Genomic DNA, 24,830 nt, shown 5'->3' with positions numbered 1-24,830 from the left:
ATGCGCTTGATCATCGTCAGCGGCCGCTCCGGCTCAGGTAAAAGTACCGCCCTCAACGTTCTTGAGGACAACGGTTTCTATTGCATCGACAACTTGCCGGCCGGTCTCCTCCCGGAATTGGCGGAGCGCGCGCTGATCCATACCGAATTGGCGCAGCCTCTGGTTGCCGTCTCGATTGACGCCCGCAACTTGCCGAGCCACCTCACGCGCTTTCCGGAATTGCTCGAAGAGGTGCGCGCCAAGCACATTCATTGCGATGTGCTGTATCTGGACGCCGACGAAGAAACTCTGCTCAAGCGTTTCTCCGAGACACGTCGACGCCACCCTCTCAGCAGCCCACACCGTTCTCTGGCCGAAGCCATCGAGGACGAAACCAAGCTGCTGGGGCCGATCATTGACCTCGCCGACCTCAAGATCAACACCACCAGCCTCAACCTGTACCAGCTGCGCGATGCCATCAAGCTACGCCTGCTGAACCAGCCGGAGCCTGGCACGGCATTTCTGGTCGAGTCGTTTGGCTTCAAGCGCGGCATGCCGGTGGATGCCGACCTGGTGTTCGATGTGCGCTGCCTGCCTAATCCTTATTGGAAGCCGGAGCTGCGCGACCAATCGGGGCTGGATCAGCCTGTAGCCGATTACCTGGCCGCGCAACCGGATGTGGAGGAGATGTTCCAGGACATTTCCAGCTACCTGCTCAAATGGTTGCCGCGCTTTGCCGCGAGCAACCGAGCCTATGTCACCATTGCCATCGGCTGCACCGGCGGCCACCACCGCTCCGTGTACCTGACCGAGCGCCTGGGCCAGGTGCTGCAACAAACCCTCAAGAATGTCCAGGTTCGCCACCGCGACCTTAGCTGAAAGGAACACCCCCGCGATGCCCGCTCTGGAAATTGAAATCATCAACAAACTGGGCCTGCATGCCCGCGCCTCGGCCAAATTCGTCGGTGTTGCCGGGCAGTTCCCTTGCCAGATCCGCGCCGGGCGCACACCGGACAGCATGGTCGATGGCAAAAGCATCATGGCGATGATGATGCTGGCCGCCGGCAAAGGCACCAAGATCCACCTGAAGACCGAAGGCGAGCAAGAACAGGAAGCGATGGACGCCCTGGTGGCGCTGATCAATAACTTCTTCGATGAAGGCGAATAACCCCTCTGCAGGAGCAGGTTTCACCCCAAAGCAGTATCCATCACCATCATCAAGCAGAACCCCATGCACAACCCCAGGCTGGCAAGCTTTTCGTGGCCATTGCGGCGCGACTCCGGGATCACTTCATGAGTGACGACCAACAACATCGCACCAGCGGCCAGCGCCAGGCCCAACGGCAACAGTACCTCGGCCAGGGTCACCAGCCAGGCGCAAAGCACCGCGAACACCGGCTCCACCAAGCCTGACGCAGCGCCGATCAGGAATGCCCTGACCCGCGACATCCCGGCCCCTGCCAATACCAGCGCAATCACCAGACCTTCGGGCACATCCTGTAAAGCAATGCCCATCGCCAAGCTGTCGGCATCCGGCATGCCACCACCGGCCGAGACGCCAACAGCCATGCCTTCGGGAATGTTGTGGGCGATGATGGCAAACACGAACAGCCAGATGCGCGGTGGAATCACTGGTTTATCCGGCGTGCCCACCAACATCTCCGGGCTGGCGCCGGAGACCTTGCGGTCCACCAGATACAACCCGAATGCCCCCAGCATGATGCCGAAGCTGATCAGCCCACCAGCGCCCCACAGCGAAAGACCAAGGGCTTCGGCAGCGGCAATACCCGGCACGACCAGCGAAAAGGCAGTCGCTGCCAGCATTACACCGGCACCAAAGCCCAACAAGGTATCGCTCAACGCCACCGGCATCCGCCGAATCACCAATACTGGAACCGCACCCAGTGCCGTGCCGAGCGCGCAAATCGCTCCGCCCTGCAAGGCGCGCATGATGCGCGGCTCCAGGTCCAGCCAGGCCAGCCCGTGGGCCACCAGCAATGCAATACCCGCCAATAGCAGCAGCGAGCCAAACGCATAACGAAACATTCGCACGCTGCTGATCGCCAGTGTTTCAGTGCCCATAGTCGGCCTTAGATCTTGTTATCGAGGTGAATGTCAGGCCAACGCAGCCTGATAGCGTGCGGCAACTTCCGGCCAGTTAATGACACTGTAGAAGGCATTGATGTATTCAGGGCGACGGTTCTGGTACCGCAGGTAATAAGCATGCTCCCAGACGTCCAAGCCGAGGATTGGCGTATTGCCATTCATCAGCGGGCTGTCCTGGTTGCCGCTGCTTTCCACTATTAAAGTCTTCTGCGGCGTGACGCTCAGCCAGGCCCAGCCGCTGCCAAAACGGGTCAAAGCAGCTTTGGTGAAGGCTTCCTTGAAACTGTCGAAACCACCGAGTTGCTCTTCAACGGCTTTTCCCAGCGCGCCGTCGGGCTTGCCGCCACCTTTAGGCGACATCACTGCCCAGAACAGCGAATGGTTGGCGTGGCCACCGCCTTGGTTAATCACAGCCGCACGCAGTTTCTCCGGTAATTGCTGCACGCTGGACACCAGCTTCTCCACTGGCCAATCCGCAAACTCGGTGCCCTCAACCGCCGCATTGAGGTTATTGATGTAGGTCTGGTGGTGCTTGGTGTAGTGAATCTCCATGGTTTGCGCATCGATATGCGGTTCCAGGGCATCGTAGGCATAGGGCAAGGCAGGCAAGGTGTAGGTCATATCAATGTGCTCCGTATTGAGACGTGGTCGGCTGCACCGCAGTACCGCCCAGTAAGCGATGGGTGCGCGGGTACTCGCCGTGATCGCTGATGAAACTCAGCAGTTCGACGTACGTCTTGCTGCTCTGGCGCAGGGCCGCTTCGCGTAGCTGCGGGCTCAGACGCTCGTCCTGCATGGCCTGCAGCAAGCGCTGATGGATAGCGCAGAGGTATTCGGCGCTTTCCTCGGGCTGATTCAGGCGCAAGTGCAAGTCCGCCAGGTTGTGATGGGAAATGACGCAAGCCGCCACTGCTTCGTCGGCATTCGCCCAGCGCTCGAACAGCACTTGAGCCAGGGCCAGGGCTTGCAGATAGGCCTCGCGAGCGTCAACCAATTCGCCCTGCATAAAACAGCGATTGGCCCGCTCGATCGTGCGCTTCCAGTGCTCCATGGTGAGCCTCCAAAGCAGGGTCGGTGATTACACGCCGCCAGCCGTGAGTTTTTCCGGATCCAACAGGATTTCCAGTTGGCTACGGGGCAGATCGGTGTGCTCAAGGGCCACATCAATCACCGGGCGGCCTTGCTGATAGGCCTTCTTGGCAATTTCAGCGGCCTTTTGGTAACCAATGATCGGGTTGAGTGCGGTAACCAGGATCGGGTTGCGCGACAACGCTTCCTTGAGCTTGGCTTCGTTGACCTTGAAGCTGGCGATCGCCTTGTCTGCCAGCAGACGGCTGGAATTGGCCAGCAACTCGAGGCTGCTGAGCAAATTCTGGGCAATGATCGGCAGCATCACGTTTAATTCAAAGTTGCCGGATTGGCCGGCAACGGTGATCACCGTGTCATTGCCGATGACTTGTGCAGCCACCATGGCGGTGGCTTCCGGAATCACCGGATTGACCTTGCCTGGCATGATCGAGGACCCCGGTTGCAGACCTTCCAGCTCGATTTCCCCCAGGCCGGCAAGTGGGCCCGAGTTCATCCAGCGCAGGTCGTTGGCGATTTTCATCAGCGATACGGCGGTGGCCTTCAACTGGCCGGAGACGGCGACGGCAGTGTCCTGGGAGCCAATCAGCGCGAACAGGTTCTTACCCGGCGTGAATTTCACGCCTGCCAGGCTGCTGAGTTGTTGACTGAAACGCGCGGCGAATTCCGGGTGCGCGTTAATCCCGGTACCCACCGCCGTACCACCCTGGGCCAAAGCCTGCAGACTCGGCAGCAAATCTTGCAGATGGCCGATGTTGGCCTTGAGTTGCTGAGCCCAACCATTGAGCACCTGGCTCATGCGTACGGGCATGGCGTCCATCAGGTGCGTGCGGCCGGTCTTGATGAACGGGTGAACCTCTTCGGCCTTCTGCTCGATCACCTGCACCAGGTGCAGCAATGCTGGCAATGTCTGCTCATGTAACACCAGCGCTGCGCTGACGTGGATGGTGGTCGGGATGATGTCGTTGCTGCTTTGGCCACAGTTCACATGATCGTTGGGGTTGACCGCTTCGCCGAGCAAACGGCTGGCGAGCGTCGCAATCACTTCGTTGGCGTTCATATTGGAACTGGTGCCGGAGCCGGTCTGGAAGATGTCCACCGGGAAGTGCCGCATGTAATCGCCTTCGAGCAAGCCTTGGGCCGCGTCTACGATGGCTTTGCCCTGCCCTTCGCTGATCTGCTTGAGGTCGACGTTGACCTTGGCCGCCGCCGCCTTGGCCAGTATCAGCGCGCGAATGAATTGCGCCGGCATGCGTTGGTGGCTGATCGGAAAGTTGTTCACCGCGCGCTGGGTTTGCGCGCCGTACAAGGCCTCGGCGGGGACTTGCAGTTCGCCCATGCTGTCGCGTTCGATACGGGTGTTACTCATCGGAAGATCCTTGCACCAGGTCAGAAACGGAAATGGAAGGAAGCAATTCGCAGGTGGCCAATTGCCAGGCAAAGGTCTGCCAGCGCTTGAGGCGGCAGGCACAGTGAGAGAGTTTTTCCAGGTCGCTTAATGGGCGCCAGGCCTGGTCAAGGCACATGGAGCGCCAATGCCACGGCAGTGCAATATCGCTGGCGGTGTCGATCAGCAGGCGGAATGAGGTTTCAGCGATAGTCCACGGATGGGTCGCGGTGCAGCACGCCAGGTATCGGCCCTCATTGAGGTAATGTTCGATCAGGCGAGGCTCATTGGGATCCAGACCGCAGCGAATCTGACGACTCATCCAGCGCCAGCTTTCCAGATACGGATCCTCATGCAGGACAGAACTCATGATCCACACTCGCTCGGTAATGATATTTATTATTAAATGATATTGAGAATCAAAACAAGAGTGGCACAGCAATCCGCCTGAAACCCGCTACAAAAAAAGGCGCGCCATCCGTAAGATGGCGCGCCTTTTGTGAAGCTGTCGCGGAATTAGCTGCCCGCGACGGTCATCCGCTCGATCAGGACCGAGCCTGTGCGAATATTACTGCGCAGCTCCAGGTCGTTTCCCACAGCAACGATCTGCTTGAACATATCGCGCATATTGCCGGCAATGGTCACTTCCTGGACAGCGAACTGAATCTCACCGTTTTCCACCCAGAAACCCGCCGCGCCACGAGAATAATCCCCAGTGACCATATTCAGGCCATGGCCCATCAGTTCGGTCACCAGCAGGCCACGTCCCATGCGCCGCAACAGCGCCGCCTGGTCTTCGTCACCATGGGTCACGAACAGGTTATGCACGCCACCGGCGTTCGCGGTACTGGGCAGTCCGAGTTTGCGGCCTGAATAGGTGCCGAGTACGTAAGACACCAGCTCACCGTTTTCGACGAACGGCTTGGCATACGTGGCCAGGCCGTCCCCATCGAACGCCGAACTGCCCATGGCCCGCATCAAGTGCGGACGCTCATCGATGGTCAGCCACTCGGGAAACAACGTCTGGCCGATCGCTCCCTCAAGGAACGAGGACTTGCGATACAGATTGCCGCCAGAAATGGCCCCCAGGAAACTGCCAAACAAACCACCTGCCAGTTCCGCCGAAAACAGCACAGGCACTTCACACGTCGGCACCGGGCGCGCGCCCAAGCGACTCGCGGCACGTTGTGCAGCACGTTGACCAATGCTGACCGGGTCTGCGAGCAATTCGCCCTGACGACTTACGTCGTACCAGTAATCACGCTGCATTTGGCCATTGGCCTCGGCGATCATCACGCAGCTCAAACTATGGCGAGTGGACGCATACCCCCCGATAAACCCGTGGCTGTTACCGTATACGCGACAGCCCTGGTGAGTGTTCAACGTGGTGCCATCGGCGTTCTTGATGCGGGCATCGGCATCGAACGCAGCCGCTTCGCAGGTCAGCGCCAGCTCGATGGCCCGTTCAGGCGTTATATCCCAGGCATGGAACAGATCGAAATCCTTCAAGTCCTTGGCCATCAGCGCCTTATCGGCCAAGCCCGAGCTTTCATCCTCGGAGGTATGCTGGGCAATCGCCAACGCGGCGGCAACGGTTTCGCGAATCGCCTCCGGGCCGCTGGCCGACGTACTGGCCGAACCTTTGCGCTGCCCCACGTACAAAGTGATGCCAAAGCCTTGGTCACGGTTAAATTCGACGGTTTCCACTTCCCGCTGGCGCACCGACGTCGACAGCCCCTGCTCCAGCGACACCGCCACTTCACAGGCGCTGGCCCCCTGGCGCTTGGCCTCGGCAAGGATCTGCTCGACTTGTTCCTGCAGGGCCGGTAACGCTTGCGGACCGACGCTTTGGGCTGCACTCATGGTTTTCTCCACTCAAATTCTGCTTTCGGTTAAGGCCATCGAGCGACCGGGCCGGACAAGCGGCCCCCGACTGGTTATCATGGCGGCGTTTCTTTGCGGACTGCCACCATGGTTGATTCTTACGACGACTCCCTCGATGGGGAGAAAAGCAAAACCCAGGTCAAACGCGAGCTGCATGCGCTGGTTGACCTCGGCGAGCGCCTTACAACGCTCAAGAAAGACTTGATTGCAAAACTGCCACTGACCGACGAAATGCGCCGGGCGCTTGCGGATGCACCCAAGCACACCGCGAATATCGCGCGTAAACGGCACATCATGTTTATCGGCAAGCTGATGCGCGATCAGGACACTGACGCCATTCTCGCTTTGCTTGATCAAACCGATGCCTCCACTCGCCAGTACAACGAACGTTTCCATAACCTGGAACGTTGGCGTGACCGCCTGATCTCGGGCGATGACGCGGTGCTGGAGAAATTCGTGTTGGACTACCCGGACGCGGACCGCCAGCAACTGCGCTCCCTGATCCGTCAGGCCCAGCACGAGCAGGCGCATAACAAGGCGCCGGCCACCAGCCGTAAAATCTTCAAATACATCCGTGAGCTGGACGAGACTCAACGCGGCCTGCGTTGATGCCCTTCCCCGGGTGGCGGTCTTCGCCACCCGAAGCTCCACCCCTTACGACCCCGTACCACCCACGGTGATCGCATCAATTTTCAGCGTTGGCTGGCCGACACCTACCGGCACCGACTGCCCATCTTTCCCGCACATGCCCACACCACTGTCCAGGGCCAGGTCGTTGCCGACCATCGACACCTTGCTCATGGCTTCCGGGCCATTGCCAATCAACGTTGCCCCTTTGACCGGCGCAGTAATCTTGCCGTCTTCGATCAGGTACGCCTCGCTGGTGGAGAACACGAACTTGCCGCTGGTGATATCCACCTGGCCGCCGCCGAGGTTGGCGCAGTAGATGCCGCGCTTCACCGAAGCGATGATCTCCGCCGGGTCGCTTTCGCCACCGAGCATGTAGGTGTTGGTCATGCGGGGCATCGGCAGGTGCGCATAAGATTCGCGACGGCCATTACCGGTGCGCGCCACGCCCATCAGACGGGCATTGAGCTTGTCTTGCATGTAGCCCTTGAGCACACCGTTTTCAATCAAGGTGGTGCACTCGGTCGGCGTGCCTTCATCATCGACGCTCAGCGAGCCACGACGACCGGCCAGGGTGCCATCATCGACAATGGTGCAGAGCTTGGACGCAACCATCTCGCCCATACGCCCACTGTAGGCGGAACTGCCCTTGCGGTTGAAGTCGCCTTCCAGGCCATGACCCACGGCTTCGTGCAGCAATACGCCGGACCAGCCCGAGCCCAATACCACCGGCAATGTGCCGGCCGGCGCCGGAATAGCTTCCAGGTTTACCAACGCCTGGCGCAAAGCCTCACGGGCATAGCCCATCGCACGGTCGTCGGTGAGGAAGTAACGGTAGTCGGTACGCCCGCCGCCGCCATGACCACCGCGCTCGCGGCGGCCATTCTGCTCGACGATCACACTGACGTTGAAACGCACCAACGGCCGCACATCCGCCGCCAGGCCACCGTCGGTGGACGCCACCAGGATGCGTTCCCACACACCGGCCATGCTCACGGAGACCTGCTGGATACGCGGGTCCAGGGCGCGGGTGGCCGCATCGATACGCTTGAGCAGCTCGACCTTTTCCGCACGGCTGATCACTTCAAGAGGGTTGTCCGGCGCATATAACTGCGCCACGTCCTGGGTACTGAACGCCTGCACCGTGCCATTTTGGCCGGCACGGGAGATCGAACGCGCGGCACGCGCAGCGAGGCCCAGCGCCTCCAGGGTGATCGCGTTACTGTAGGCAAAACCGGTCTTTTCACCGGATTGCGCGCGTACGCCTACACCTTGGTCAAGATTGAAACTGCCTTCCTTGACGATGCCATCTTCCAGGGCCCAGGACTCGGAGATCTGCCCCTGGAAATACAGGTCCGCTGCATCGATGCCCGGCCCGGCCAGATCGCCGAGCACGGTTTGCAAGCTTTCGATGGTCACGCCACCGGGTGCCAGGAGGTGTTCACTGACTGAGGACAACAACTCGCTCATAGGTTTGGCCTTAAATTCATCGTTCTGAAGCAGGCCGCTGTGCGCCCTGCGAGAAAAAGCGCCGATGGTTGACCACCGGCATGCGCGCCCGTATCGACGCCTGTTCACTGCTATTGCGTTCGGCCAGCAACACCGCTTCGCCTTGATCCTGTTGTGTCAGCACCTGGCCCCATGGGTCGACGATAGACGCATGACCATAGGTTTCCCGTGGCCCTGGATGTACACCGCCCTGGGCGGCCGCCAGCAGGTAACACTGGGTTTCGATGGCCCGCGCACGAATCAGTACATCCCAGTGGGCGGCACCGGTCACGGCAGTAAAGGCCGAGGGCGCGGTAATCAATTCAGCCCCCGCCGCGCGCAGCTCGCTGTACAGCTCGGGGAAGCGCAGGTCGTAACATACCGTCAGGCCCAAACGGCCGACCGGCGTATCCGCCACCACCACGTTGTTCCCGAAAGCATAGTCATCGGACTCCCGATAGCGACCCCGGGCATCCGCCACATCCACATCAAACAAATGCAGCTTGTCGTAACGGGCAACGACTTCGCCGCAATCATCGATCAGCAGCGAGCAGGCATTGGATTTGGCGTGCGGTTGATCCTTGGGCGGCAACGGCAGTGTGCCAGCCACTATCCATAAGGTGAGGTCGCAGGCGGTCTGTTTCAACCATGGCAGGATCGGACCTTCACCCAGCGCCTCGGCACGACCAATATCCGCCACGTCGCGGCGGCCCATGGCGGCAAAGTTTTCCGGCAGCACCGCCAGCTTCGCACCGCCGGCCGCCGCTCGTTCCAACAACCGCCGGGCCTGGGCCAGATTGGCCAGCACATCGCTTTGGCTGACCATTTGAATTACCGCAAAGGACATGGGCCGATACTCCGCAAAAGGCATGCGGCCATGCTACTCCACAGGCTCTCAGTTTGGTTTTTCAAATGGTTTGTCGAAGGTGATTTTTGGATCCTTCCAAGGGCCTTCCACCTTGTATTGCACGCTGGCGAAACGCGAAACACGGTCACCGATCAGCTTGTCGATCAGGAACAGTGCGCCACCAATCGCCGGCGCACCCACGATCAGCGCGGCAATCGGCAGGTTGTTGGTCACCGGCAACGTCACCAGCAACTTGGCATCGACACGATCGGCCACCAGGTCCAGTGTGCCATTGAGCTCCAGGTTACTCGACGGGCCGGTCATGGTGATCGGCTCGCGCGTCACGAACACACCATTGCTGGCGGCCAATTGACCCTTGACGCGGTCATAACTCAAGCCTTTGCCCAGCAAGTCGGAGAAGTCCAGGCGCAGCCGGCGCCCAATGGAATTGAAGTTGAGCAGGCCGAACACCCGCAGTGCCTGGGCGCCACCTTCCACCTCAACAAACTGCCCCTTACGGAACGTCGCATCCAGGCTGCCGGAGAAACGTTTAGGCCCGACCCAGGCCGGCGAACCCGGCCAACGCCCATCCACGTCCAAGTGGAAGTCCTCGCTGGTTACCGTGGGCGCATAGCCCCAGCCTTTGAGTACATCGGCGATGTTCTTGCCGTCCAGGCGGCCCTTGTACCAACTGCTGCTGTCACCCGGAACCCCTTCCCATCCGCCGGCGCCCTTAAGTTGCATGCCCTTGAGGCCCAGGTCCAGATTATTGAAGGCCAGGCCTTTGGCAGTGGGTCGGATCTTGAGTGACCAGGCGCCTATCAGGTCCGGCCCCTGAAACAGTTGGTCAATAGCAATATCCAGCGCCGGAATATCCTTGGGATCAATACTGGCCAACGGATCCGGTGCATTTTCATCAGCCTGTACCGTCGGGTCCACCGCCGGCAGCTTCACATATTGCAGGTTGACCGCAATCGGCGCGCCCTTGGCATCCGGCAAGTTCACGGCACCCTTGGCCTGCTGGCTGTCGAACTGTAAGCCCCAGGCAGCGGACTTTCGATCCAGCAACAGGTTGACCTGATCGAACTGGGTACCCAGGCCGGTGAGCTTGCCAATCTTGAATTCGGCACCGCTCAGCAGTTGCTTGGCACTGCCACCAGGGTCATTGCCAGCATACTGGTTCACCAGTTTTTTCCACGGATCAACATCCAGTTCCGAGAGCACGCCACGGATGCGCAGGCCCTTGGCTGCTGGCAGTACGGCATCGCCATCGCCGAGGAACAACTCGCCACGGCCGTCATTGAGTTTGTCCGGCGGTGCGGCAAAGGTGAAGTTGGCCAACTCACCGTAATCAAACCAATAGCGGCGTTCAGCTCCCTGCAAGGTCATGCGAAATACGCTGTCACGTCCCTGGCTGGCCGGCATGCCGAACGGCGCAGGCAAGTCCACCGCAACGCCCTTGAGGTTGGAGCTGACCATCAGTTGGCTGTCGGCACCGTCCAGATTGAGCTGCAACTGATATGAAATATCACCGGACACCGGCAACGGCTGGCTGACTTTCAACCAATCCGTCAGGCGCTTGACCGTCACCTGCCCCCTGGCGGCGACACGGGTGCTGATGTTGCCCGGCTTGCCATCGGCAAAGATCTGCGCGGTGATCGGCCGGTCAAATGCCTGGGCTGTAATCTTTTCGCCGCTCAGGCCTTTGGCGCTATCGAAGCGGAAACTGCCCTTGAGCTGCGTCAGGTCCAAGGGCGGTTCCGCCAATTGCAGACGGGCCTTATCTGTCTGGAAATCCACCACGATCTTGGGTTCGATGCCCTTGACCAGCGGAACGTCCAGATCCAGTGAACCTTGCAGGTCTCCTTCGCCTTTCCAGCCGGCGAAGGTGGATGCAGTACCAATTGGCGCTTCCTGGAGGATCCTCAGCCCATCACCCAGGCCACCGGCAAAACCACCGGTCAGCAGCAGATGGCTTTCCTTTCCGGACGGCGCGTGGGGAATATTGACGTAGACGTCCTTGACCTTGGTGTCGAGCAACTGCCCCTTGCTGGCCAGGATGCGCACGCCAGTCTCTTCGACAAACACTTCACCATTGACCTTGTTCACATGGGGCCAGCCCGGCTGGAACGCCAGTTCGGCGTCATGCACCTTGAAAAACAGGCTGATATTGCGCGCGGCCGGCAACGCGTCGTGGTTCAGCGCCCCCTGATACTGGAAGAACCCCTGATCCACTGCGCCCTTGAGAATCGCCGTGCGCAGCCACTCATCCAACGCGGGACTCAGCACGGCCGGCAGGTATTTAGGGGTAAAGCGTCCATCGCCATCGACCATACCGACCCGCAGGTCCATATAATCTTCCTGGCTTTGGTCGAAATGCAGGCGAATCAGGAAATCGGCGGCGATCTTGCCTTCTTCCCCCAGCACCTTGATATACGGGGCGATCAGGGTGAAGCCTTCTTTATCCAGCTTCCACGTGAGGCGGGCATTAGCCTGAAGGTACTGCCAGGGCTTGGCAAAGATCGGATCGAGGTGCAGGGAGAAATCCTTGCTGTCCATGCGCAACTCGCCATGGCCCAGGTCGCCGCTGATGCTGCCGGAAACGTTGCGCGCGGCCGGTGCACCGAAGTAAGCGTCAAACCCGACCCGCTCCAGGTTGGCGGCAAAGCTGACTTTTTGATCGGTAGTGTCCTGAGGACGGAAATCCACCAGCACATTACGCAGCAGGCCGGTGGCCTTCAGATGCTCGACGGTCTTGGCGACGCCTTCCGGCAGCGGTGCCAGGGCGTTGAGCAACGGTGTGATGGGGGTCAGGTCGAGGCGATCAGCCTGCAGCTGCCAGGCTTCCTGGTCCTTGTCGGTAGCCAGGGTCTGCTGCAATTGCAGGCGCGATTCCCATCGGGTCTCGCCCAGGTTCATCGCCAAGGAGTCAAACAACACCTTCAAGCCGGTATCACTGCGCTGCAGATAGGCCGTGAGTGCAAGGTTTTCGATATGGACCGGCTTGCGCTCGGCGTAGCTGCCCTTCACTTGCGGCGAGTTGAGGCGCACTACCGCACTTTGCACAGTGCCTTTACCCCAGTTCAGCCAGAACTCACCGCCAGCCTTGAACTGCGTGAGTTTCCACTGCTGGGTCAGCCTGGCGGGAATCCACTTGGCCCAGTCGCTCTGCGGCAGGCTCAGGTAGGCCTGGACTTCGGCGTCCTTCCACTGGCTCGCGCGAATGCGGCTGCGCAGGCTCAGGGCAAGGGGCTGGCCGTCGGGCAAGGTCAGGCGAACGTCCAGGCGCTGGCGGGTGACGCCCGTGTGCAGGCTCAAGCCTACATACGTCAGGGTCAGCGGGGCCTGGTCGAGCGGTTGCAGGGTGACCTGGCTGTCGAGCAGCGACACGCGCTTGACCATCTGCATGCGCTTGAGCAATTGCTCAGGATCCAGCGGCTGGTCGTCCTGCATCGGCAGGCCTTGCAGCGCCCAATGGCCGTCCTTGTCTTCCTTGGCGCTCAGTTGCAGGCCACTGACTTCCAGGTGCGCAATACGTACTTCGCGCGCCATCAGGCTGGCCCACATGTCCGGCACCACTTCAACCTGGTCCAGGCGCAAGGCACTGCTGCCCTCGCCGACCATCACGTCGTGGGCCAGCAACACGGGCGCGAAGCCGCTCCAACGGCCTTCGAGGCTGCCGATGTGCACAGGCATGTCCACCGCAGCCTGGGCCTTGGCTTCGATTTCCGCGCGGTATTCGGCCACCAGCGGGGTCAATTCACGACCCAGGCTCACATACACCGCCGCCAATACCAGAAGCAAGGCGCACAGGCCTAGGCCCCAACGGGTCAAAGCGGCAAAAAAGCGTATCAGACGCTCCATGTCAGGCGACCCTCAAGGCAGTAGTCGGACTGCAGATCCAGGTCTGCGAGTCTCGTAAAAAGAAAGCGAATGGGGATCAGAGCAGCACCACGTCGTATTGTTCCTGGGAGTACATGGTTTCGACCTGGAAGCGAATCGTACGTCCGATAAAACCCTCCAGTTCAGCCACGTTACCGGACTCTTCATCCAGCAGGCGGTCAACCACTTTCTGGTTGGCAAGCACTCTATAGCCTTCGGCCTGATAGGCCCGTGCCTCTCGTAAGATTTCCCGGAAAATCTCGTAGCAAACCGTTTCCGGGGTCTTCAACTTGCCACGGCCCTGGCAACTGCTGCACGGCTCGCACAGCACCTGCTCCAGGCTCTCGCGGGTGCGCTTGCGGGTCATCTGCACCAGGCCCAGCTCGGTGATACCGATGATATTGGTCTTGGCGTGGTCGCGCTCCAGCTGCTTTTCGAGCGTGCGCAGCACCTGGCGCTGGTGCTCTTCATCTTCCATGTCGATGAAGTCGATGATGATGATGCCGCCCAGGTTACGCAGGCGCAGTTGGCGGGCAATCGCCGTGGCGGCTTCGAGATTGGTCTTGAAGATGGTTTCTTCAAGGTTGCGATGGCCAACAAACGCGCCGGTGTTGACGTCGATGGTGGTCATGGCTTCCGCCGGGTCCACCACCAGGTAGCCACCGGACTTGAGCGGTACCTTGCGTTCCAGGGCTTTCTGGATTTCGTCCTCGACGCCATACAGGTCGAAGATCGGCCGTTCACCAGGGTAGTGCTCCAGGCGGTCGGCAATTTCCGGCATCAGCTCGGCAACAAACTGCGTGGTGCGCTGGAAGGTTTCCCGCGAGTCGATGCGGATTTTCTCAATCTTGGGGCTGACCAGGTCGCGCAAGGTGCGCAGGGCCAGGCCCAGATCTTCGTAGATCACACTCGGCGCGCCGATGGTCTTGATCTGTGCGCCGATCTGGTCCCACAAACGCCGCAGGTAGCGAATGTCCATGAGGATTTCGTCAGCACCGGCGCCCTCGGCGGCGGTGCGCAGGATAAAGCCACCCGCTTCCTTGATGCCTTCGGCGGCCACGCAGTCGCTGACCACCTTTTTCAGGCGCTCGCGCTCGGCTTCGTCTTCAATCTTCAGGGAGATGCCGACATGGGCGGTGCGCGGCATGTAAACCAGGTAGCGCGAAGGAATCGACAGCTGAGTCGTCAGCCGCGCCCCCTTGGAGCCGATGGGGTCCTTGGTGACTTGCACCACCAGGCTTTGCCCCTCATGCACCAAGGCACTGATGCTTTCCACCGCCGGCCCTTCGCGCAGGGAGATCTCCGAGGCGTGGATAAACGCCGCCCGGTCCAGGCCGATGTCGACAAATGCCGCCTGCATCCCCGGCAACACCCGCACCACCTTGCCCTTGTAGATATTGCCGACGATCCCGCGCTTTTGGGTGCGCTCGACATGCACTTCTTGCAGAACACCGTTCTCTACCACCGCCACGCGCGATTCCATCGGCGTGATATTGATCAGAATCTCTTCACTCATGGCTGGGTCTCGTTCAGGCGTTTTCACAATAGTGACCGGTCGCTTAAGGCTGGGCGCTGGAGTAACGCGTTCAGCGCGCGGTAAGGTTTTGCCAACAGGGTATGCCGAATTGGTCGAGCAGTTGCGCGGTTTCGCACACCGGCAGCCCTACCACGGCGGAATAGCTGCCGTTGAGCCCGGCCACAAACACCGACCCAAGCCCTTGAATAGCATAGCCGCCCGCCTTGTCCTGGGGTTCGCCACTGTGCCAGTAGGTTGTAGCCTCCTCGACAGAAATCCCACGAAAAAGTACTCGACTACTGACACATCGGGTTTCACAGCGCGGGCCGTCGGTGAGCGCGATGGCGGTGAGGACTTCATGCTCACGCCCAGCCAAAGCCATCAACATCGCCAGGGCATCAGCCTGGTCCACCGGCTTGCCAAGGATCTGGCCGTCCACAACCACCGCCGTATCGGCGCCCAGTACGCAAGCACCTGGGGTTTCCCCAAGCGCAGCAAATCCCGCCGCCGCCTTGCCGCGCGCAAGACGCTCAACGTAGGCAACAGCCGATTCATTGGTAAAGGGAGTTTCATCGATAGCGGCGCTGACCACGGTGAAAGGCACACCGATCTGGGTCAGCAGTTCACGCCGTCTCGGGGAGCCTGAGGCCAGATAAAGCGAATTCATTGCAGGCTCTCCCTGTGGAGTTCGATAACCAGGCAGAGCCTCGCAATCCATTCAATTGATTTTATAGCGACGACGTAACCCGCGCAGGCCGAAACTGATCCACGGCCACAGCAGCGCACTGACCAGGGCCGGCAATACCAGCGCCAGGGTTGGCTGGCGGTTACCGGTCAAGGCACTGAGCCACAGCTGTACCAACTGCGCCAGGCCGAAGATCACCAGGATCACCAGGCATTGCTGCCACATCGGGAACATCCGCAGGCGCTGCTGCAACGACAGCACCAGGAAGGTGATCAGGGTCAGGATCAACGCGTTCTGGCCCAGCAAGGTGCCATACAGCACATCTTCCGCCAAGCCCAGGAACATGGCGGTAACCATGCCCACTTTATGCGGCAGGTTCAGCGACCAGAATGCCAGCAGCAATGCCAGCCAGAGCGGACGCAGGATCTCCATGAACTGCGGCAGCGGCGAAACGCTGAGCAGCAGGCCGATGGCGAATGTCAGCCAGACGATCCAGCCATTGCTCGAATGAGTACCGGCCATTATTCCTCCCTCTGCCGTGTGGTTGCCGGGGCTGCGGCTGGAGGCTTCGCAGCGGGCGTCGTGGTGGCAGGTGGTTTCGCGGCAGTCGGCTTCACCGGGTGCACGCTATGGGCCGCCGGCTTGACCGGTGTGGCCACAGGCGCAGTAGCTGCCGGAGTTGCCGCCGGTACAACGGGGGTAGTCGACTGAGGCTTGGGCACGGTCGCGGGAATGATCGGCGCAGTGCCGTTCTTCTTGTCTTCCGCTTCCTGGGCCTGGGCGGCGTCGTTGGCGCGCTCTTCCGGAGTGCGATTGTCGCTGAACACCAGCAACAGGTAGCGGCTGCGGTTCAGGGCGGCAGTGGGCACGGCGCGCACAATGGCGAATGGCTGGCCGGAATCGTGGATCACTTCCTTGACCGTTGCCACCGGGTAACCCGCCGGGAAGCGCTGGCCCAGGCCGGAGCTGACCAACAGGTCGCCTTCCTTGATGTCGGCCGTGTCCGCGACGTGACGCAATTCCAGGCGCTCAGGGTTGCCGGTGCCGCTGGCGATCGCGCGCAAGCCGTTACGGTTCACCTGCACCGGAATGCTGTGGGTGGTGTCCGTCAGCAGCAGGACCCGCGAGGTGTAGGGCATCAACTCTACGACCTGCCCCATCAGTCCCCGAGCATCCAGTACCGGCTGACCAAGGACCACTCCGTCACGTTCACCCTTGTTGATGATGATGCGATGGGTAAAGGGGTTGGGATCCATGCCGATCAATTCGGCCACTTCGACCTTTTCGTTGACCAACGCGGAAGAGTTGAGCAACTCGCGCAGCCGAACGTTCTGCTCGGTGAGGGCCGCCAGCTTTTGCATGCGCCCCTGCAACAGCAGGTTTTCGGTCTTGAGTTTTTCGTTCTCGGCAACCAGCTCGGTGCGGCTGCCAAATTGGCTGGCCACGCCCTGGTAGAGACGTTGCGGCAGGTCGGTGATCCAGTAGGTCTGCATCAACACCAGCGACATTTGGCTACGCACCGGCTTGAGCAGTGCAAAGCGGGCATCGACCACCATCAATGCGACCGAAAGCACGACCAGCACCAATAAGCGCACGCCCAATGAGGGGCCTTTGGCGAAAAGCGGTTTAATAAGCCGCTCCTCCCAGGCAAATATTCTCTTTATTCATACGGCATCTAACCGGCCTGGATGCAGATTGAAGAAGATAAACGCCAACAGGCAGCACTGCAAAGTGCTGCCTGTGGGCGAAACATGGTGCAACCAACGATCTTATTCGCTGGAGAGCAGGTCCATGGTGTGTTTATCCATCATTTCCAGTGCACGACCACCGCCACGGGCAACGCAGGTCAGCGGGTCTTCGGCGACGATCACCGGCAGGCCGGTTTCCTGGGCCAGCAATTTGTCGAGGTCGCGCAACAAGGCGCCACCACCGGTCAACACCAGGCCTCGCTCGGCGATGTCGGAAGCCAGTTCCGGCGGCGATTGCTCCAGGGCACTCTTCACAGCCTGAACGATGGTGGCCAGGGACTCTTGCAGAGCTTCCAGCACTTCATTGGAGTTCAGGGTGAAGGCACGTGGAACGCCTTCGGCCAGGTTGCGACCGCGAACATCGACTTCGCGAATTTCGCCGCCCGGGTAAGCGGTACCGATTTCCTGCTTGATGCGCTCGGCGGTGGATTCGCCGATCAGGCTGCCGTAGTTGCGACGCACATAAGTGATGATCGCTTCGTCGAAGCGGTCGCCGCCGACACGTACGGATTCGGCATACACCACACCGTTCAGGGAAATCAGGGCGATTTCAGTGGTACCACCACCGATATCCACCACCATCGAACCGCGGGCTTCTTCAACCGGCAGGCCGGCACCGATCGCAGCAGCCATCGGCTCTTCGATCAGGAACACTTCGCGGGCACCGGCGCCAAGGGCCGATTCACGGATGGCACGACGCTCCACCTGGGTGGACTTGCACGGGACGCAGATCAGCACACGAGGGCTGGGCTGCAGGAAACTGTTTTCGTGAACTTTGTTGATGAAGTACTGCAGCATCTTCTCGCAGACACTGAAGTCGGCGATCACGCCGTCTTTCATCGGACGAATGGCAGCAATATTGCCTGGTGTTCGGCCGAGCATGCGCTTGGCCTCGGTGCCGACGGCAACGACACTTTTCTGATTACCATGGGTCCGAATGGCCACAACCGATGGCTCATTCAGGACGATACCGCGCTCGCGCACGTAAATAAGGGTGTTGGCAGTGCCCAGGTCAATGGAAAGATCGCTGGAAAACATGCCACGCAGTTTCTTGAACATGGGGAAAGGACCCTAGGCAACGCGTGGGTAAAAAAGTGCGGCAAACTCTAACAACGACAGGGATTTTGGGCAAGGCGCCAATGTGCTAAATTGGCCGACTTTCTGTGCACCAACCCCCACAATCGCGGCCGTAAGACCGTAGAAATGCGGTAGTGTTCCGACAATCTAACACACGGACAGCCTCCGTTCTGTTTTCCACTGGAGATTCCCATGGCGCTTGAACGCTCCGACGTGGAAAAAATCGCTCATCTGGCCTCGCTTGGCCTGAATGAAGCCGATCTTCCACAGACCACCGCAGCCCTGAACAGCATTCTAGGGCTGGTTGACCAAATGCAGGCCGTGAATACCGACGGCATCGAGCCCCTGGCTCACCCGCTGGAAGCCAGCCAGCGCCTGCGCGCAGACGTCGTGACCGAGCGCAATAATCGCGAGGCCTACCAGTCCATCGCGCCAGCGGTCGAAAACGGCCTGTACCTGGTTCCGAAAGTCATCGACTAAAGGGAAAGAGCCTGCAATGCATCACATGACTCTGGCCGAGATCGCCCGCGGTCTCGCCGACAAAAAGTTTTCTTCCGAAGAGCTGACCAAGACCCTGCTTGCGCGCATCGCCGAGCTGGATCCCAAGGTCAACAGCTTCATCAGCCTCACCGAAGAGCTGGCCTTGAGCCAGGCCAAGGCCGCGGATGTACGCCGCGCCAACGGTGAAAACGGTGCCCTGCTGGGTGCACCTATCGCCCACAAGGACCTGTTCTGCACCCAGGGCATTCGCACCAGCTGCGGCTCGAAGATGCTCGACAACTTCAAGGCGCCCTACGACGCCACCGTGGTATCCAAGCTGGCCGCTGCCGGGGCCGTGACCCTGGGCAAGACCAACATGGACGAATTCGCCATGGGGTCGGCCAACGAGTCTAGCTACTACGGCGCAGTCAAGAACCCGTGGAACCTGGAACACGTGCCCGGCGGTTCGTCCGGCGGTTCGGCTGCGGCCGTTGCCGCGCGCTTCCTGCCGGCCGCCACGGCCACCGACACCGGCGGCTCGATCCGCCAGCCGGCGGCCTTCACCAACCTCACCGGCCTGAAGCCGACCTACGGTCGCGTTTCCCGTTGGGGCATGATCGCCTACGCCTCCAGCCTCGATCAGGGCGGCACCCTGGCCCGCACAGCCGAAGACTGCGCAACTTTGTTACAAGGCATGGCAGGCTTCGACGCCCAGGACTCCACCAGCATCGATGAACCGGTGCCGGACTACAGCGCCAGCCTCAATACCTCGCTCAAGGGCCTGCGCATCGGCGTGCCGAAGGAATACTTCAGCGCCGGTCTCGACCCGCGCATCGCCGAATTGGTGCACAACAGCGTCAAGGAGCTGGAAAAGCTCGGCGCGGTGATCAAGGAAATCAGCCTGCCGAACAACCAGCATGCGATTCCTGCCTACTACGTGATCGCGCCGGCAGAAGCCTCCTCCAACCTGTCGCGTTTCGACGGCGTGCGCTTCGGCTACCGCTGCGAAAACCCGAAGGACCTGACCGACCTGTACAAACGCTCCCGAGGTGAAGGCTTCGGTGCCGAAGTTCAACGCCGGATCATGGTCGGTGCCTACGCCCTGTCGGCCGGCTATTACGACGCGTACTACCTCAAGGCGCAAAAAATCCGGCGCCTGATCAAGAACGACTTCATGGCTGCCTTTGAAGAAGTCGACGTGATCCTCGGCCCAACCACGCCGAACCCGGCCTGGAAAATCGGCGCCAAGACCGGCGACCCGATTGCCGAGTACCTGGAAGACCTCTACACCATCACCGCCAACCTCGCGGGCCTGCCGGGCTTGTCCATGCCTGCCGGTTTCGTCGATGGCCTGCCGGTGGGCGTGCAATTGCTCGCCCCGTATTTCCAGGAAGGCCGCCTGCTCAATGTGGCGCACCAGTACCAGTTGAACACCGACTGGCACACTCGCACCCCTACCGGCTTCTGAGGAAAACACTATGCAATGGGAAGTTGTGATCGGACTGGAGATTCATACCCAGCTCGCCACCCAATCGAAGATTTTCTCCGGTAGCGCCACCACGTTCGGTGCCGAGCCGAATACCCAGGCCAGTCTGGTCGACCTGGGCATGCCCGGCGTACTGCCGGTGCTGAACCAGGAAGCGGTGCGCATGGCGGTGATGTTCGGCCTGGCGATTGACGCCGAGATCGGCCAGCACAACGTGTTCGCGCGCAAGAACTACTTCTACCCGGACCTGCCCAAGGGCTACCAGATCAGCCAGATGGAATTGCCGATCGTCGGCAAGGGCTACCTGGACATCCCGCTGGAAGACGGCACCATCAAGCGTGTCGGCGTCACCCGTGCGCACCTGGAAGAAGACGCCGGCAAGAGCCTGCACGAAGAGTTCAACGGTGCCACCGGTATCGACCTGAACCGTGCCGGCACGCCGCTGCTGGAGATCGTGTCCGAGCCGGACATGCGCAGCGCCAAGGAAGCCGTGGCCTACGTCAAGACGATCCACGCGCTGGTGCGTTACCTGGGCATCTGTGACGGCAACATGGCCGAAGGCTCGCTGCGTTGCGACTGCAACGTCTCGGTGCGGCCAAAAGGCCAGGTCGAGTACGGCACTCGCTGCGAGATCAAGAACGTCAACTCGTTCCGCTTCATCGAGAAGGCGATCAACACCGAAGTGCGTCGCCAGATCGAACTGATCGAGGACGGCGGCAAGGTGATCCAGCAAACGCGCCTGTACGACCCGAACAAAGACGAAACCCGCGCCATGCGCAGCAAAGAGGAAGCCAACGACTACCGTTACTTCCCCGATCCGGACCTGTTGCCGGTGGTGCTTGAAGATTCGTTCCTCAATGACATCCGCGCCACCCTGCCGGAATTGCCACCGCAAAAACGCGAGCGTTTCCAGGCGCAGTTCGGCCTGTCGGTCTACGATGCCAGCGTGCTGGCTTCGAGCCGTGAGCAAGCCGACTACTTCGAAAAAGTCGTGAGCATTGCCGGTGACGCCAAGCTGGCGGCCAACTGGGTGATGGTCGAGCTGGGCAGCCTGTTAAACAAACAGGGCCTGGAGATCGACGAAGCGCCGGTGTCGGCCGAGCAATTGGGCGGCATGCTGCTGCGCATCAAGGACAACACCATCTCCGGCAAAATCGCCAAGACCGTGTTCGAAGCCATGGCCAACGGTGAAGGCAGCGCCGACGAGATCATCGACAAGCGCGGTCTCAAGCAAGTCACCGACAGCGGCGCCATCTCCGCCGTGCTGGATGAAATGCTGGCGGCCAACGCCGAGCAGGTCGAACAGTACCGTGCGGCAGACGAAGCCAAGCGCGGCAAGATGTTCGGCTTCTTTGTCGGCCAGGCGATGAAAGCCTCCAAAGGCAAGGCCAACCCGCAACAGGTGAACGAACTGCTGAAAAGCAAGCTCGAAGGCTGATTGCAATGATTAGCCCGAGGCAGATTTCATAATTGCCTCGGACCCTGTGGGAGGGGGCTTGCCCCCGATAGCGGTCTATCAGCTTGCACATCTGTGTCTGACAGAACGCTATCGGGGGCAAGCCCCCTCCCACATAAGCCCGCGCCCATATTCGATACAGGGGTAAGCTTGGAAATGAAGCGTTTACTTGGCCTTTTAGCCCTGTTCTCCCTACTGGCCGGCTGCGCCAGCGGCCTCATCGACCCCAACGGCTACAACGAAACCGGCACCGCCTCTTATTACGGCGCCAAGCACCATGGCAAAAAAACCGCCAGCGGTGAACCTTTCAACCAGAACGCCCTGACCGCCGCCCACCGGCAACTGCCCTTCGGCACCCAGGTCAAGGTCACCAATCTCGACAACGACAAATCCGTCGTGGTCCGCATCAACGATCGCGGCCCGCATACCCGCGGGCGCTTGATCGATCTATCACGCAAGGCTGCCGAGCAACTGGGCATGCTGAGCAGCGGCACTGCACGGGTTCGCGTGCAAGCCCTGAGCAACTGAAGAGGGAGCCCTGGCCATTTTCGGATTAACCGCCCTCTCGCCCTGGAGCCTGCTTGAACTGGTCAGCGGCCTGTTGCTGCTGATCCTCGGCGCCGAAATCCTGGTGCGCGCCGCCGTGCGCCTGGCCGCCAGCCTCAAGGTGCGGCCGCTGATCATCGGCCTTACGGTCGTCGCGTTCGGCAGCAGCGCGCCACAGATGACCGTCAGCCTGCAGGCCACCCTGGCCGGCAATACCGACATTGCCGTGGGCAGCGTGATCGGCAGCAGTATCTTCAACATCCTCGTGACCCTGGGCCTGTCGGCGCTGATCATCCCCCTGCGCGTCTCGCGGCAGCTGGTGCGCCTGGATATTCCGATGATGATCCTCGCGGGGTTGCTGGTGTTTACCCTGGCGGCGAATGAAGAGCTGACACCGGTCGACGGCCTGCTGCTGCTGATTGCCCTGCTGGCCTACCTCGGCGTGCTGCATTACCAGACTCGCCATTCCCGCCGTCCGCGCACCCTGGATACCGTCGCCCGGGCGCCCTGGCTAAGCAGTGTGCTGCAGATGCTCGGCGGGCTGTTGATCCTGGTGCTGGCCGGGCACTTGCTGCTCGGCGCAGCGGTGGATGTGGCGGCGGACCTGGGCCTGTCGGAGCGCATCATCGGCCTCACGCTGATCGGCGTCGGCACATCGCTGCCATGCCTGGCCACCTCACTGGTTGCCGCCCTGCGCGGCCAGCGGGAAATTGCCGTAGGCAACGTGATCGGCAGCAACCTGTTCAACCTGCTGGGCGTATTGGGGCTGACCGCGCTGCTCGCGCCCTCGCCGCTGTCGGTGTCGCCCAACGCCCTGGACTTCGACTTGCCGGTGATGCTTGGCGTGGTGGTGCTGTGCCTGCCGGTGTTTTATACCGGTTACCGCGTCACCCGCGCCGAAGGCCTGGTGCTGTTGGGCCTGTACCTGGCGTATGGACTGCATGTGATGTCGTTCACCACCGGCATGCCCCTGGCCAACAAGCTTGAACAACTGATGCTGTATTACGTCCTGCCAGTGCTGGTGGCTTTCCTGTTGTTCAGCACGCTGCGAGCCTGGCGCCGCCAACACAAGAGGGAATCGCAATGACCGATCAGAAAAAGCCCGGGGTTGAAATGCGTCGCCAGGTGATGGGCGATGTATTCGTCGACCGCGCCCTGGGCAACGCCACCGAGTTCACTCAGCCACTGCAGGACTTCGTCAACGAACACGCCTGGGGCAGCGTGTGGACCCGCGAAGGCTTGCCGCTGAAGACGCGCAGCCTGATCACCCTCGCCGCCCTCACCGCGCTCAAGTGCCCGCAGGAGCTCAAGGGCCACGTACGCGGCGCGCTGAACAATGGCTGCACCGTGGAGGAAATTCGCGAAGCGCTGCTGCATTGCGCGGTGTATGCCGGCGTACCGGCGGCGATTGATGCGTTTCGGGCGGCGCAGGAAGTGATCGACACCTATCAGAAAGAAGGTTAGATCCAGCCACCCGCCTGCAACACGAAAATCCCGATATTCGTGGTCACTGCCGCCATCAGCGTGGTGATCACGATAATCGCCGCCGCCAGTTCATGATTGCCCTCGGCCGCCCTGGCCATCACGAAGCTCGCCGCGGCGGTCGGTGCGCCGAAGTACAGGAACAGAATCCCCAACTCCGGCCCGCGAAAGCCCAGCAGCCACGCGCCCAGAGTCGCGACCACCGGCAGCCAGACCATCTTCATCAAGCTCGCGCTCAGCGCCATATTGCCGCTCTTGCGCAACGCCGCCAGGGACAATGTGCCACCAATACAGATCAATGCCAGCGGCAAGGTGGTGTCCGCCAGGTACTGCATGGATTTTTCCAGCCAGCCGGGCAGGCCGAGCTGGAAATAGGCAAACGGTGCCGCCACGATCACGCTGATGATCAGCGGGTTGGCCACCACACTTTTGAAGATGCTCCACGGGTCGGACTTGATCACCGGGCTGTACACCGCCAGCACGATGGTCGAGAGCGTGTTGTAGAAGAGGATCACCAGCGCCGCGAGGATCGCGCCGAGGGAGATGCCGTAGTCGCCGTACATGCTGGCGGCCAGGGCCAGGCCGATCACCCCGTTATTGCCGCGAAAGGCGCCCTGGGTGTAGATACCGCGGTCTTCACGCTTGCAGCGAAAGATCGCCCAGCCCCAGGCCAGGACAAAGCTCACCAGCGTGGCAACGGCAAAATAGATCAGCAAACCCGGCTTGAGCGCCGAGTGCAGGTCGGCATGCAGGATGCCCAGGAACAGCAACGCCGGCATGGTGACGTTGAACACCAGGGACGAAGCCGTGTGGATAAAGTTGTCGTTGATCCAGTTGATGCGCTTGAGCAGCACACCCAGGAACAGCATGGCGAATACCGGCGCGGTGATGGTGAGGGTGGTGAGGAAGATAGCCAGCATGCCGGGGAGAACCTTGGTGAGCGTCGTTAGGTGGCTAATGATAAGCCATACAAACGCGCAGTGCCCGATAGACCGCTATCGGGGGCAAGCCCCCTCCCACAGTTTGACCGCATTTATCCTGTAGGAATGCGGTCGAGTGTGGGAGGGG

General features: G+C 60.7%; 24 protein-coding genes. 9 read left to right on the top strand and 15 right to left on the bottom strand.

The features are described from left to right. Together rapZ and FIV39_RS01075 are read left to right on the top strand one after the other, a co-directional pair. Positions 1-858: an RNase adapter RapZ gene (gene rapZ / locus FIV39_RS01080; protein ID WP_027604814.1), complete on the top strand. Its 858-nt coding sequence runs from the start codon at positions 1-3 to the stop codon at positions 856-858. 16 nt (positions 859-874) lie between these two features. Continuing rightward, positions 875-1,147, top strand: coding sequence for an HPr family phosphocarrier protein (locus tag FIV39_RS01075; protein WP_047283939.1), 273 nt, complete (start codon positions 875-877; stop codon positions 1,145-1,147). Positions 1,148-1,167: 20 nt separating this feature from the next. Here the strand turns inward: FIV39_RS01075 and FIV39_RS01070 are convergent, their stop codons facing one another. The 6 genes from FIV39_RS01070 to pmbA form a co-directional block, all read right to left on the bottom strand. After that, positions 1,168-2,061: a ZIP family metal transporter gene (locus FIV39_RS01070; RefSeq protein ID WP_090409418.1), complete on the bottom strand. Its 894-nt coding sequence runs from the start codon at positions 2,059-2,061 to the stop codon at positions 1,168-1,170. A 33-nt stretch (positions 2,062-2,094) separates the two neighbouring features. After that, a complete protein-coding gene (locus FIV39_RS01065) occupies positions 2,095-2,706 on the bottom strand; it encodes a superoxide dismutase (protein ID WP_090409420.1) in 612 nt (203 codons plus the stop codon). A 1-nt stretch (position 2,707) separates the two neighbouring features. Then, positions 2,708-3,136: a hypothetical protein gene (locus FIV39_RS01060; protein WP_090409423.1), complete on the bottom strand. Its 429-nt coding sequence runs from the start codon at positions 3,134-3,136 to the stop codon at positions 2,708-2,710. Positions 3,137-3,163: 27 nt separating this feature from the next. Next, positions 3,164-4,540 (bottom strand): class II fumarate hydratase, encoded by a 1,377-nt coding sequence (locus FIV39_RS01055; protein WP_090409425.1) that lies wholly within the window; start codon positions 4,538-4,540, stop codon positions 3,164-3,166. Further along, positions 4,533-4,928: a FagA protein gene (locus FIV39_RS01050; protein ID WP_090409426.1), complete on the bottom strand. Its 396-nt coding sequence runs from the start codon at positions 4,926-4,928 to the stop codon at positions 4,533-4,535. The genes FIV39_RS01055 and FIV39_RS01050 overlap by 8 nt, the downstream gene beginning before the upstream one ends. 146 nt (positions 4,929-5,074) lie before the next feature. After that, on the bottom strand, positions 5,075-6,421 hold the full coding sequence (pmbA, locus tag FIV39_RS01045; protein WP_090409428.1) for a metalloprotease PmbA: 1,347 nt from the start codon (positions 6,419-6,421) through the stop codon (positions 5,075-5,077). Between the two features lie 108 nt (positions 6,422-6,529). Here pmbA and yjgA point away from each other — a divergent pair, with 108 nt between their 5' ends. After that, on the top strand, positions 6,530-7,051 hold the full coding sequence (yjgA, locus tag FIV39_RS01040; RefSeq protein ID WP_017138246.1) for a ribosome biogenesis factor YjgA: 522 nt from the start codon (positions 6,530-6,532) through the stop codon (positions 7,049-7,051). 45 nt (positions 7,052-7,096) lie between these two features. On the opposite strand, the gene tldD is transcribed toward yjgA, so the two are convergent. The 8 genes from tldD to mreB form a co-directional block, all read right to left on the bottom strand. Then, complete coding sequence (tldD, locus tag FIV39_RS01035; protein WP_090409429.1) at positions 7,097-8,539, bottom strand: metalloprotease TldD; 1,443 nt, start codon at positions 8,537-8,539, stop codon at positions 7,097-7,099. Positions 8,540-8,555: 16 nt separating this feature from the next. Next, entirely contained in the window at positions 8,556-9,404 is an 849-nt protein-coding gene (locus FIV39_RS01030) for a carbon-nitrogen hydrolase family protein (RefSeq protein ID WP_090409430.1), read from the bottom strand. Positions 9,405-9,452: 48 nt separating this feature from the next. Next, positions 9,453-13,268 carry a YhdP family protein gene (locus FIV39_RS01025; RefSeq protein ID WP_090409431.1) on the bottom strand — a complete coding sequence of 1,272 codons (3,816 nt, stop codon included), beginning with the start codon at positions 13,266-13,268 and terminating at the stop codon, positions 9,453-9,455. Between the two features lie 76 nt (positions 13,269-13,344). Next, complete coding sequence (gene rng / locus FIV39_RS01020; RefSeq protein ID WP_010213134.1) at positions 13,345-14,802, bottom strand: ribonuclease G; 1,458 nt, start codon at positions 14,800-14,802, stop codon at positions 13,345-13,347. Positions 14,803-14,872: 70 nt separating this feature from the next. Continuing rightward, a complete protein-coding gene (locus tag FIV39_RS01015; protein ID WP_090409432.1) occupies positions 14,873-15,469 on the bottom strand; it encodes a Maf family protein in 597 nt (198 codons plus the stop codon). A 51-nt stretch (positions 15,470-15,520) separates the two neighbouring features. Further along, entirely contained in the window at positions 15,521-16,009 is a 489-nt protein-coding gene (gene mreD, locus FIV39_RS01010) for a rod shape-determining protein MreD (protein WP_027604826.1), read from the bottom strand. Then, positions 16,009-17,118 (bottom strand): rod shape-determining protein MreC, encoded by a 1,110-nt coding sequence (mreC, locus tag FIV39_RS01005; protein WP_090409434.1) that lies wholly within the window; start codon positions 17,116-17,118, stop codon positions 16,009-16,011. Before mreC ends, mreD begins: the two co-directional genes overlap by 1 nt. Positions 17,119-17,256: 138 nt before the next feature. Continuing rightward, positions 17,257-18,294, bottom strand: coding sequence for a rod shape-determining protein MreB (mreB, locus tag FIV39_RS01000; protein ID WP_015093487.1), 1,038 nt, complete (start codon positions 18,292-18,294; stop codon positions 17,257-17,259). A gap of 210 nt (positions 18,295-18,504) precedes the next feature. Between mreB and gatC the strand changes: the two genes are divergently transcribed. From gatC to FIV39_RS00970, 6 genes are all read left to right on the top strand, one after another. Next, positions 18,505-18,792: an Asp-tRNA(Asn)/Glu-tRNA(Gln) amidotransferase subunit GatC gene (gene gatC, locus FIV39_RS00995; protein WP_003171764.1), complete on the top strand. Its 288-nt coding sequence runs from the start codon at positions 18,505-18,507 to the stop codon at positions 18,790-18,792. 16 nt (positions 18,793-18,808) lie between these two features. Continuing rightward, positions 18,809-20,260 (top strand): Asp-tRNA(Asn)/Glu-tRNA(Gln) amidotransferase subunit GatA, encoded by a 1,452-nt coding sequence (gatA, locus tag FIV39_RS00990; protein ID WP_090409436.1) that lies wholly within the window; start codon positions 18,809-18,811, stop codon positions 20,258-20,260. Positions 20,261-20,270: 10 nt separating this feature from the next. Beyond that, positions 20,271-21,716 (top strand): Asp-tRNA(Asn)/Glu-tRNA(Gln) amidotransferase subunit GatB, encoded by a 1,446-nt coding sequence (gene gatB / locus FIV39_RS00985; RefSeq protein WP_090409438.1) that lies wholly within the window; start codon positions 20,271-20,273, stop codon positions 21,714-21,716. Between the two features lie 174 nt (positions 21,717-21,890). After that, positions 21,891-22,262: a septal ring lytic transglycosylase RlpA family protein gene (locus FIV39_RS00980; protein ID WP_090409440.1), complete on the top strand. Its 372-nt coding sequence runs from the start codon at positions 21,891-21,893 to the stop codon at positions 22,260-22,262. A 58-nt stretch (positions 22,263-22,320) separates the two neighbouring features. Further along, positions 22,321-23,367: a calcium/sodium antiporter gene (locus tag FIV39_RS00975; RefSeq protein WP_090409442.1), complete on the top strand. Its 1,047-nt coding sequence runs from the start codon at positions 22,321-22,323 to the stop codon at positions 23,365-23,367. Next, a complete protein-coding gene (locus FIV39_RS00970; protein WP_065924306.1) occupies positions 23,364-23,744 on the top strand; it encodes a carboxymuconolactone decarboxylase family protein in 381 nt (126 codons plus the stop codon). The genes FIV39_RS00975 and FIV39_RS00970 overlap by 4 nt, the downstream gene beginning before the upstream one ends. Here FIV39_RS00970 and FIV39_RS00965 read toward each other — a convergent pair. Beyond that, positions 23,741-24,682 carry an AEC family transporter gene (locus tag FIV39_RS00965; protein ID WP_090409445.1) on the bottom strand — a complete coding sequence of 314 codons (942 nt, stop codon included), beginning with the start codon at positions 24,680-24,682 and terminating at the stop codon, positions 23,741-23,743. The two genes, FIV39_RS00970 and FIV39_RS00965, sit on opposite strands and share 4 nt — an antisense overlap. Between the last annotated feature and the right edge of the window lie 148 nt (positions 24,683-24,830).

Source organism: Pseudomonas grimontii (assembly GCF_007858185.1).
Taxonomy (GTDB): domain Bacteria; phylum Pseudomonadota; class Gammaproteobacteria; order Pseudomonadales; family Pseudomonadaceae; genus Aquipseudomonas; species Aquipseudomonas grimontii.
This window is presented reverse-complemented; position numbering and strand designations above follow the sequence as displayed.

Bases quoted from the DNA above. Each gene is read 5' to 3' on its own strand.
- rapZ (WP_027604814.1), top strand. From the start codon at position 1: ATGCGCTTGATCATCGTCAGCGGCCGCTCCGGCTCAGGTAAAAGTACC.
- FIV39_RS01075 (WP_047283939.1), top strand. From the start codon at position 875: ATGCCCGCTCTGGAAATTGAAATCATCAACAAACTGGGCCTGCATGCC.
- FIV39_RS01070 (WP_090409418.1), bottom strand. From the start codon at position 2,061: ATGGGCACTGAAACACTGGCGATCAGCAGCGTGCGAATGTTTCGTTAT.
- FIV39_RS01065 (WP_090409420.1), bottom strand. From the start codon at position 2,706: ATGACCTACACCTTGCCTGCCTTGCCCTATGCCTACGATGCCCTGGAA.
- FIV39_RS01060 (WP_090409423.1), bottom strand. From the start codon at position 3,136: ATGGAGCACTGGAAGCGCACGATCGAGCGGGCCAATCGCTGTTTTATG.
- FIV39_RS01055 (WP_090409425.1), bottom strand. From the start codon at position 4,540: ATGAGTAACACCCGTATCGAACGCGACAGCATGGGCGAACTGCAAGTC.
- FIV39_RS01050 (WP_090409426.1), bottom strand. From the start codon at position 4,928: ATGAGTTCTGTCCTGCATGAGGATCCGTATCTGGAAAGCTGGCGCTGG.
- pmbA (WP_090409428.1), bottom strand. From the start codon at position 6,421: ATGAGTGCAGCCCAAAGCGTCGGTCCGCAAGCGTTACCGGCCCTGCAG.
- yjgA (WP_017138246.1), top strand. From the start codon at position 6,530: ATGGTTGATTCTTACGACGACTCCCTCGATGGGGAGAAAAGCAAAACC.
- tldD (WP_090409429.1), bottom strand. From the start codon at position 8,539: ATGAGCGAGTTGTTGTCCTCAGTCAGTGAACACCTCCTGGCACCCGGT.
- FIV39_RS01030 (WP_090409430.1), bottom strand. From the start codon at position 9,404: ATGTCCTTTGCGGTAATTCAAATGGTCAGCCAAAGCGATGTGCTGGCC.
- FIV39_RS01025 (WP_090409431.1), bottom strand. From the start codon at position 13,268: ATGGAGCGTCTGATACGCTTTTTTGCCGCTTTGACCCGTTGGGGCCTA.
- rng (WP_010213134.1), bottom strand. From the start codon at position 14,802: ATGAGTGAAGAGATTCTGATCAATATCACGCCGATGGAATCGCGCGTG.
- FIV39_RS01015 (WP_090409432.1), bottom strand. From the start codon at position 15,469: ATGAATTCGCTTTATCTGGCCTCAGGCTCCCCGAGACGGCGTGAACTG.
- mreD (WP_027604826.1), bottom strand. From the start codon at position 16,009: ATGGCCGGTACTCATTCGAGCAATGGCTGGATCGTCTGGCTGACATTC.
- mreB (WP_015093487.1), bottom strand. From the start codon at position 18,294: ATGTTCAAGAAACTGCGTGGCATGTTTTCCAGCGATCTTTCCATTGAC.
- gatC (WP_003171764.1), top strand. From the start codon at position 18,505: ATGGCGCTTGAACGCTCCGACGTGGAAAAAATCGCTCATCTGGCCTCG.
- gatA (WP_090409436.1), top strand. From the start codon at position 18,809: ATGCATCACATGACTCTGGCCGAGATCGCCCGCGGTCTCGCCGACAAA.
- gatB (WP_090409438.1), top strand. From the start codon at position 20,271: ATGCAATGGGAAGTTGTGATCGGACTGGAGATTCATACCCAGCTCGCC.
- FIV39_RS00980 (WP_090409440.1), top strand. From the start codon at position 21,891: ATGAAGCGTTTACTTGGCCTTTTAGCCCTGTTCTCCCTACTGGCCGGC.
- FIV39_RS00970 (WP_065924306.1), top strand. From the start codon at position 23,364: ATGACCGATCAGAAAAAGCCCGGGGTTGAAATGCGTCGCCAGGTGATG.
- FIV39_RS00965 (WP_090409445.1), bottom strand. From the start codon at position 24,682: ATGCTGGCTATCTTCCTCACCACCCTCACCATCACCGCGCCGGTATTC.